Origin of the sequence: Reichenbachiella sp. MALMAid0571, assembly GCF_040151475.1 — a bacterium.
GTDB lineage: Bacteria > Bacteroidota > Bacteroidia > Cytophagales > Cyclobacteriaceae > CAXBNB01.
In genome coordinates, this window is record NZ_JBDKWG010000065.1 from 1 (window position 1) to 9756 (window position 9756).

At 38.5% G+C, this 9756-nt stretch carries 9 protein-coding genes; 1 reads left to right on the forward strand and 8 read right to left on the reverse strand.

Translation table 11 applies throughout. The features are described from left to right. Positions 1-519 precede the first annotated feature (519 nt). The 6 genes from fabF to AAOP42_RS00910 form a co-directional block, all read right to left on the reverse strand. Entirely contained in the window at positions 520-1770 is a 1251-nt protein-coding gene (gene fabF / locus AAOP42_RS00885; RefSeq protein WP_349526562.1) for a beta-ketoacyl-ACP synthase II, read from the reverse strand. 49 nt (positions 1771-1819) lie between these two features. Continuing rightward, positions 1820-2368: a TetR/AcrR family transcriptional regulator gene (locus AAOP42_RS00890; RefSeq protein WP_349526563.1), complete on the reverse strand. Its 549-nt coding sequence runs from the start codon at positions 2366-2368 to the stop codon at positions 1820-1822. A gap of 185 nt (positions 2369-2553) precedes the next feature. Continuing rightward, entirely contained in the window at positions 2554-4428 is a 1875-nt protein-coding gene (locus AAOP42_RS00895) for a mechanosensitive ion channel family protein (protein ID WP_349526564.1), read from the reverse strand. A 305-nt stretch (positions 4429-4733) separates the two neighbouring features. Next, positions 4734-5015, reverse strand: coding sequence for a pyrimidine/purine nucleoside phosphorylase (ppnP, locus tag AAOP42_RS00900; RefSeq protein WP_349526565.1), 282 nt, complete (start codon positions 5013-5015; stop codon positions 4734-4736). 261 nt (positions 5016-5276) lie between these two features. Next, complete coding sequence (locus AAOP42_RS00905; protein WP_349526566.1) at positions 5277-7340, reverse strand: M3 family metallopeptidase; 2064 nt, start codon at positions 7338-7340, stop codon at positions 5277-5279. Positions 7341-7638: 298 nt separating this feature from the next. Further along, complete coding sequence (locus tag AAOP42_RS00910; protein WP_349526567.1) at positions 7639-8160, reverse strand: DUF7935 family protein; 522 nt, start codon at positions 8158-8160, stop codon at positions 7639-7641. A gap of 156 nt (positions 8161-8316) precedes the next feature. Between AAOP42_RS00910 and AAOP42_RS00915 the strand changes: the two genes are divergently transcribed. Next, the gene (locus AAOP42_RS00915) at positions 8317-8610 is read left to right on the forward strand and encodes a HesB/IscA family protein (RefSeq protein ID WP_349526568.1); all 294 of its coding nucleotides are present in this window, start codon (positions 8317-8319) and stop codon (positions 8608-8610) included. 39 nt (positions 8611-8649) lie between these two features. Here AAOP42_RS00915 and AAOP42_RS00920 read toward each other — a convergent pair whose 3' ends face one another. Then, positions 8650-9207: a DUF6515 family protein gene (locus tag AAOP42_RS00920; RefSeq protein WP_349526569.1), complete on the reverse strand. Its 558-nt coding sequence runs from the start codon at positions 9205-9207 to the stop codon at positions 8650-8652. Positions 9208-9377: 170 nt separating this feature from the next. Further along, positions 9378-9629 carry a hypothetical protein gene (locus tag AAOP42_RS00925; protein ID WP_349526570.1) on the reverse strand — a complete coding sequence of 84 codons (252 nt, stop codon included), beginning with the start codon at positions 9627-9629 and terminating at the stop codon, positions 9378-9380. Between the last annotated feature and the right edge of the window lie 127 nt (positions 9630-9756).

Sequence of the window (9756 nt, forward strand, 5' to 3'; positions counted from 1 at the left end):
AATGAGAAACCTGCAACCAACCTACACCGGCAGAGTGATCCTGAAACTAAACAACAACTTCGGAGGCCGCAACTACAGACAAAAAAGCGCATACAGATACAGATAATTGGTAGTCATTTTGAAACATTACAACCAGCTTGGGCATGGGCGGCTATTAAATAGTCGTCCATGCTTTTTTTATAGGGCTTTTTAGTACTTACAGTAAAAAAACTGGCGAATGTGTATCGCTTGTGCCTTTTTCTTCATTTCGAATTGTGATCAGAAAGTAGCTTTTACACTTTAGGTTAAAATGAAGTCCTAACTATAATGTGCTTTGAGAAGCCTTTCAGGATTCTTAAAGCTTAGTGTTTTAACAGCTTACCAATCTTTAAAAGCTTAGTAAAGCAACACATCGTAATGAGATTTCTACCTACGCAGAAACGAAGGGTCAGAAGTTATGGTAGTCATCAATGGCAGCTTATTTCATAATAAAAAGAATTAATCCTGCAAGGTTTTATAAACCTTACAGGATTCTCTTCGCTATACCATCTTTTTGAACAAAACGATGGCATTGTGCCCACCAAAGCCGAAAGTATTGCTCAACGCAACTTTCACGTCAGTTTCAAGGGCGGCATTGGCAACAATATTCAGTTTTTCAGGAATCATAGGATCAATAGTTGAAATATTTATCGTAGGTGGAATTATTCCCTCCTGTATTGATTTGATAGACAATATACCTTCTATTGCGCCAGCAGCTCCCAATAGATGACCTGTCATAGATTTTGTGGCACTTATTTTCAGGTTATCGGGTTTGTCACCAAATACCTTCATAATGGCATTGATTTCACTCACATCTCCCACGGGTGTTGAAGTGGCATGTGCATTGAGATAGTCCACATCTTCAGGGTTCAGTTTTGCCTCATGCAAAGCAAATTCCATGGCTTTTGCTGCACCTAACCCTTCGGGGTGAGTAGCTGAAATGTGGTATGCATCAGCCGTCATTGATGCTCCAGCTATTTCTGCATAGATCTTAGCACCTCTTTTCTTGGCATGGTTATATTCCTCCAGTATCAGTGCTCCAGCTCCTTCTCCCATCACAAATCCATCTCGATCCACATCAAAAGGTTTGGATGCTTCCACAGGATCATCGTTTCTGGTGGACATGGCTCTCATGGCATTAAAACCACCAATCGATGCTTCACTGATCGGGGATTCCGACCCTCCGGTTACAAAAACTTTTGCCTTACCCAACCTGATATAGTTGTAGGCATCCATTATCGCCGAGTTGGATGTGGCACAGGCAGATACAGTAGTATAGTTGATCCCCATCAAACCAAACTTTATGGAAATCATTCCTGAAGCCATATTGGAAATCAACTTAGGTATGAAGAAAGGACTGAAATGTGGTTTGAAGTCATTTGCAGCATAGTTCTTAACCTCCTTTTCAAAAGTATCCATTCCCCCTTGTCCCGATCCCCAGATGACTCCAATGTCAAAAGGAGAAATAGAATCCAAATTCAGTCCACTATCCGTCAGTGCCTCAGTCGCTGCATAAAGTCCGTATTGAGTAAACAGATCACTTCTCTTAATCTCACTCCTGTCAAGGTATTTTTCCGGGAAAAAATTCTTGAGTTCACAAGCAAATTTTGTCTTAAAATGAGTTGTATCAAATTTGGTGATAGCAGCAGCACCACTCTTTCCATTGATGGCATTACTCCAAAATTCATCTACAGTATTTCCTATGGGAGTTAACGCTCCCAACCCTGTAACAACTACTCTAATATCACTCATATCTATTCAAATTATACCTATCAATAAGTAAGTTTATGTTTCAAATTTTTTAAATCGTATTATTTATCACATTACGCACATTAGCCAAAATATCCTGTCCTGTAACCTTACCCAAAATAAGAGAGGCCAACAGTGCGGATATAATAGAATCAGCTTTGCATTCAATATTTTCCGTGAATGCAAATACATTTTCTTCCAATCCTTTTGTCAGCAACTGTTTAAGCCATAGCCTGATCTCTGCACCTGCGATGGTCAGAGCACCTTGCAATTCTGAAGGCAGACTATCATAAGAAGAACCAAAAGCACCCATAAAACACACCATCTTTGCAGCACGGCTGTCTTCGTATATTTTCATAAATCTGGACAATTGTACGTCCGGAGATTCTTTGCTCCATTTCCTGGTTTCTATCTCAAAAGCATTTCTGTTTCTGTTTACCACAGCCAGTCCCAAATCACATTTAGTAGGAAAATAGTAATGCACCGCCGCATTCTTAATATTGAGAGGAGCTGAAATGTCTTTATAGCTAAATCCATTGTAACCTCTGGTTCGGATAAGCTTCTCAGCCAGGTTCACAATATCAGTTCTGGTATCTTTCACAAGGCAATTTTACTTACTAATTAGTAAGTAAGCAAATGATAAACGAGTTAAATACTGCACTTTGAACTTTTAGCTTTAACAATAATTTGTTACTCCTCCTTGATATTGGCTTACAGTGTACTGGTTGCTATCATCAAAACGAGAAACTGCTCGACAAGGGCTTCTCCAATAAATCCATCATAGATTTATACTTCTCCATCCTTTTTCATTTGCACATTAAAAGACGGGACTTTGTAGTCTGAAGGCAGATAGTCAGGTGGTACAGCCATAGTATTGCCATCTCTGGCGGCACGATAGTGCGGAGAAAGAATTTCCACTCCTGCCTCATTGAAGAAATCCTGAATATTGCAGTACAATTGTGAATAAATTTTAGCTCCTATACCGGGATTTTCAGTATAAAGGTTGATTTGATAGCTGACGTAAAAATCATCCAAACTTGTTTGCAACACAAATGGTTTGGGTTCATGTTTGACAAATTCAGTTTGTAATGCTGCATTGATCAACAATTCGTGCACTTGTCGCCACGGAACATCATAGCCTATAGTGACACTGGCATGCAAAATCAATCCCAGTTCTTTTGCACTCGAACTATAGTTGATAGTACTCCCGTTGAGGATGGCCGAATTTGGAATCGTTATGTCTTCATTTTTTATGGTACGCACTCTGGTCACAAGCATGGATTTTTCCAGCACATCTCCAACAGTGTCACCTATTTTCACCCGATCGCCAATTTTAAAAGGCCTCATATAAGTAATTACCAAACCTGCTATCACATTGCTTATGGCAGAAGAAGAGCCTAATGAAAATAGGACACCAAGAAATACACTTACACCTTTAAAAATTTCAGAGTCGCTATTTGGTAAGAATGGAAAAATTAGAACAAAAGCAAAAGCATATACCATGACTTTTACAATATTGAAGGTCGGTGCTGCCCAATCAGGATAAAAACCAGGTACTTGTAATTTCCCTGTTTCTATTTCAGATGAAATAAATTTCAAAAACTTCACAAAGTAACTCGTAATCAACAAAATCACGAAAATGGTGATCAGCTCCGGAATGTACCCAATTATGGCCATACCAAATGTCGTGAGCGGATTTAGCACGTATCCAATAAGGGTGCTGGCAATCCCTTTTGTAGTAGGAAAAATACTAAACACAACTGGCAACATTAAGTAGAGTACTATAATTATGGTAAACCATTTTCCAGTATTCATCAACCAACGGATAAGTTGCTCTTCTCTCTCTATGGATAGAAATTCATAGCTCTTAAATTTTACGCCAGTGATGTATCTTTTACCTCTTCTTAAAATTAATATATTCAACAGGGTAAACCCCTTGTTCATGTACTTTATGCATATAAAGAATATCAGAAGTACCAGTACCAGATAACCTATCCGCTTTAGCGTCTGCACTAATCCCGTCCGGTTTTTATAGTCCGCAACACATACCAAAATTGACTGTCGGTACTCTTCTGCCACTTCTTTACGACTTTTATCAAGCCAGAACGCATCACGGTCAATTATGCTGAGAATGATCAGGTCTTCATGCATGATATCATGACTTTCTGTACCTTCAAATACTATCAGCTTTTCAGGATCATACAAGCTTTCGCCAACAAGAATTTCCAGTTTTTGAACAATGCTTGCTGCTCTTTCACTAGGGCTAAAAGGCCCTATTTTAGAATAAATATAAAAGATAGTATCCCCATAAAATACTACAGGTACGCCTACAGTACTTGCTCTCAATGAATCTACTTGCCGCTTTACAAGTAAATCACGTTGCTCCTGATTTTTCTTTAGTGAATCCAGACGTGCCTCCAGTTGTGCCCGTTTTCTTTTATCATTTGCCCGAAGATCTGAAATTTGTTTTAATAGCTGCACTTGCTGCAGACTATCAGCATGTCGAATCGAATCTGCCACCTGTTGCAGCAGTTTAGACTGCTGCTGTTGCAAATCCAGCAGGCTATCCTGCTGCATACTGGCAAGACTATCTACTGATTCCCGATTCTGGATATCTTCTTTTTGAGCCTGGCTGCTATAGCTTATTAGGGTTAGTATCATGAAAATGATACTGAATGAAATTGATTTCAGGCCTTTTTGAGGGAATATCATATAGGGCAATATTTATTTAACAAAACAAAAAAATGGGATTTAATCCTATAAGGCATCATTTATTACAGGCAAGCCTCTGTAGTTGAGACGCAAAAAAATGCAAATGTCACACGAGTTTACGCTCGTATAAATCACAATGATACATACAACCATTTTTTTAAGAAAAAAATTCTTATCTGGGACAGATTGTAGAAAATGACAAGGCTTACGTAGTTTCTGTAATGAAGAAATGAAGCTCTGTAATTCTAAAGCAATCAGGCATACTTGCACAAATACGATGATTGCCCTTCGGTTTTTACCTGAAAAGAAGAATTGGCTTTCACTTCAAATGACTGCCCGGCTCCATAAGATATCCAGCTGTCTTCACCAACATACTTAACTTCCAAAATACCTTCAATCACTGTCATTGTTTCATGAGAAGAAGTACCAAATTCATAGCTTCCTTTTTCCATTACCCCAATGGTAGATTTACCATCTGCTGAAGTATATCCTAAAGATTTTACATTCCCGTCAAAGTATTCGTTGGTACTTATCATTTGCTGTTTTTTTTTTAGCGAATATAAATAAATACTTGAATTCAGCATCTATTCATAACTTTTTTGAAAGAAAATTCTGTTGTATTTTTTTAAAGAGGCTGGTTCACAAAGATTCAACAGTTACCGGACTCTTGACTGCCCAGACAAGCTGTTCCGGTACCCCTTGAAAACGCATCATAGATATTTCTCGAACAGATCCCAGAATACCTGCCTGACGATCTGGGAATTATCTGTCCTTTAAGACAACCACCTAATTTTCATTTACAAACCTAGCTCTCGAAGGAAAGCGTCATTATTCGGTTCCCGGCCGAGAAACTCCTTTACCAATTCAATCTCCTCTTTTGAACTGCCACTGGCCAAAATAATGTCTCTGTAGCGTTTGCCTGTTTTTTTATCTAAAACACCATTCTGCTCAAAAACAGAGAACATATCCTGAGCATAAACTTTTGACCATAGATAACCATAATAGCTTGCTCCATAACCATTAAGATGTCCGAATGATGTTTGAAAATGCGTGCCTTCCACGTAAGGAGATATCGTGGTTTCTTCCTGTACTCTTTTCAGAACATCAGTGGTTGATTCTTCTCCGTTTGGATCATATTTATCATGCAAAGTCATATCGTAGGTGCCAAAAAACACTTGGTGGGAAGCCGCTATGGCTGATCCTACATTTTTTGCGGCCAGCATTTTGTTGAACAAAGCTTCCGGAATCACTTCACGGGTTTCGTAGTGTTTGGCAAAAAGTTTTAGTGCTTCATAATTCCACGCCCAGTTTTCAAATATTTGAGAAGGAGCCTCAACAAAGTCTCGTGAAACACTGGTCCCCGACTGGGAATACAAGTCGGCAGTAGTAACCATCTGATGAAGTACATGACCAAATTCGTGAAAAAATGTTTCTACCTGACTATGCGGCATTAACGAAGGCTTGTCTGCCGTAGGTTCAGGAAAATTACAAACCAGGCTCGCTGTAGGGATCTGATAACCTCTGGTGGTCATTTTCCCACTTTTAATACCAAAACAGGCAGCATGATTGTATTTGTTTTCTCTGGGAAATAAATCAAGATAAAACCTGCCTTTCAATTTACCGTCTTTGATCACCTCAAACATCCTGACATCCTTCTGCCAAACGGATGGACTTTCTACTTCCCGATACTCAAGATCAAATATGGTTTGTGTAATGGTAAAAAGTCCGTTGATCACATCATCCAGTGAAAAATATTGTTTCACTTCTTCTCCATCCAACTGATATTTTTCCTTCAGTAGCTTGTCAAAATAAAAGCTACTCTCCCAACTGTTGATTACATCAGACTTTCCTGTTTTGCTTTTTTTAATATCCAACAACTCCTGATAATCGGATATTTCTTTTGACTTGAGGTCTTCCATCAACTTGCCCTCAAATGCCCAGACAGATTCCGGATTTTTCGCCATTCTATCTTCCAGCACATAGGATGCGTAAGAGTTGTAACCTAACAATTCAGCCATTTCTTTTCTTTTTTGAAGCAGTTGCTGAAGTACCTCAATATTATCAGGGTAGGCTCTGTTCATGTATTTCAAATACAATTCTTTTCTGGCCTTTTCAGATTTGCAATACTTCATAAATGGCCTGTACGAAGGATAACTGAGATCAACTTTATAGGTACCGTCTTTCTGCTTCCTGGATTCTTTATAATCTTCAGGTAATCCTTCAATATCCGATTCACTCACAATAAGAAAATCTTTATAAGAAGCAATATTTTGAGAAAACTTATCTCCAATTTCAGATATCTGGTCGTTAATGCCTTTCAATACCTCTCTATCTTCCTTGGACAAGCCGAAACCACTCCTTTCAAATTCTTCCACTGTTTCTTTCAGGTATTTAGCCTTATACCCTGTAAGCTTTTCTGCTTTTTTACTCTTTGAGAAACTTTTCACTGCTTTGTACAGGTCTTCATTCAGCTCTACTTTGTTTGTATATTGGCTCAAAATGGTATTCGATTTCAATGCATTACTGCGAATTACAGAGTCAGGATGTGTGTATGACATCAAATAAATAGCCGATGCTATGCCATCCAAATTAGCATGTAAATCATCTAAAGCCAACATAGTATTGTCAAAAGTCCGGTCTTCTTCTTCGATATCAATAACTTTTGCGATCGCAGCATCTGTTTGCTCTTGTATATAAGTTGTGGCTTCTGTTACATGATTTGCCTCAATGGAACCAAAGTCTATCTCCTCATTAAAAGTATTGAAAAATGGATTGTCGGGAACAGTGACTACTTCCTTTTGTTGTTGTGGTTGGCATGCCAATATCAGACTGCAAACCATTAAAGTGATTAATTGTTTCATAAAATAGTTTTTGAGGCAGTACAGTTACCTTTCAATCAAGTATTACCGGATATAGTTTATCATAGTTTGAAAATCCAAAGGTAGCAATTGGAATAAATATTGGATAAGAAATGTTTTGAACGGTAAAAATGTGATTTCACTTCAAGGCATACGCAATTTAAAAACAAAACCTCCTTACCGCACTCCTGACTGCCGTCCTTTAGGCAAGTTGTGCGATATCTGTTAGAGTTACAGTCAACACTAACAGACCCCAGAACAACTTACCTGGCAGTCAGGAGTCTGGGGATAGAATTACACGCTAAAAGACAAGTCTGATTTCTTCTTTGAGGGTTTGAAGGGCATAATCAACGGCTTGCTTTTCCCTGCTCATCGTCACCTGAAAAATCTTCTTTGCCAACTCGATGCTCTTTGAGTCCTGATCCACAGCTCCTGCTGCCTCATTGATGATCATCACTATTTCTTCCATAGCATTTTTCACCAAATCCCAGGTTTCATCGGCCATATACACTTGCTGAGACAGGTTGTGGTTGTATTCTTCTCTGATCTCATGCAACAATATCTGCTGAAATTGTCCAGACTTGTATTCGTCATCATTGACCCGCATGATCAGGTTATTGGGAGAAATTCTTTCCAGAAACAGGCATATTCTTTCAAACGCCTGTAGCCTGATCGGAAGAACCGTTTCACTGTTTTTCATCTTCAACTCCAGCAATCTTTTTTCCAGGTCTTTGGTCAAAAACATCCTCACAGTTAAAAAAACGGCATATAATACGGCTCCAGCCGGCAATATTATTTTTCCAAATTCAATTAATGCTTCCATTCAAACGATCTGTTATAATTTTAAGATTCAACCTGTAAAAACCTGAGTCACTTCCTGAGTTTACATTTTAACAAAAGTAATCCAATAACGTTGTAACAACTTCAGGTAACACCCAAAATTAACTAATTTTGGCAATCACAATACAGCCTTTTGAAAATGAATATAGAACCAGTAACCCTGTCGGAAAAAGCTACCGAAGAAGTGATAAACATTATGCAAAACAAGGGTATTCCTGCGGACTATGGCCTTAGAATAGGCATAAAAGGTGGCGGATGCGGATCAATGGGGTTTATGCTGGGTTTTGATAAAAAAAAGGAAGATGATATCGACTATATAAAAAATGACATCCCCATCTATGTTGACAAAAAACATGTGATGTACCTGATCGGAGTAGAGGTCGATTTTTACGAAGGAAGTGACGAAAGGGGATTCGTGTTCAACAAATCATAAGTCACCCCTGCGGTTTGCCCTACAGGGGTGAGCTTTTTATTATTCCAATTCACCCACCACCTCATATTGCAAACCATTGTCAGTTTCCACCAATCTGTAAATGGTGTTTCCATATTCGTAGTGTACTTTACCATCTATAGTGATTTTGTCTGCATCTTCCGGCAAATCCGGCACTATAGCTCCTATTGGTGGTTGTACTACTTCATAAGACTTGTTCCTTTGCAGGTAAAAGACTCCTCCAAAATAGAAATACGGGAATCCTCCCAATTGTATCCTCAAATACCTTGGAGGCAAAACTGAAATCCTTACTCCTCTGGGTGGGGGAATCACGATGTACCTGTTGCTGGTGCGTCTGTAGTAGTAGCCTTCATTATAAAAATAGGATACACCTCTGTGCTTGATCACACGATGCTGTTGAGGTACCGTCCTCACCACCCTCACGTTTGGTTTGGGATTTACATATACCACTTTTGTTCTGGGCGTTTTTTTTACTACTACAGTAGTTCTCCTTCTTATTTCTCTCTGTGCGCTGGCATCTGTTAGTGATATCCCTATGGATACGATAGCCAATACCACACTCAATCCTATTTTCTTCATAATTCTTTCTCAAAATGTTTCCACTTGGATGAAAAAATCAAAAGAAGGTTTAATTGGAGGTAGAAAGTAGAGTGGAAGGATGGGGTGCTAAAGCTTTACCAAACTTTGAAAGTTTAGTAAAGCTGCTGAAGTTATAATAAAACGCTCATTTTGCATTTCAAAATAGCATTTTAAGTACTTTTCTGAATTATAGATTTACATATATTTTCAATTGTTTTGACCGTTTCATTTACTTTTTTAGAAATTTGGTCTTCCTTGTCATAATCATCCCAGATTATTTTCAAAAAACTTTCAATTCTTTCTTCCTCCTTATTTGGAATGTCCGATCTTCCAAGGTTTCTTACCTGCGCATCAGCAAGTCGATATGCGGTAGAAACTAACTTGTTTCTAATTTTTAGTAGCTCATCGATTAAAGAATCCACCCTCTAAGAAGGTGGACTTGAAAAGCCCCTATAAGGGGCCAAAATCCAACTTCTGCTGTTCTTCTACTTTTTCTTGTTTCTCTTGATATTGAACATACTTTCTTATCTTTTCTTCATCAAGACCAAT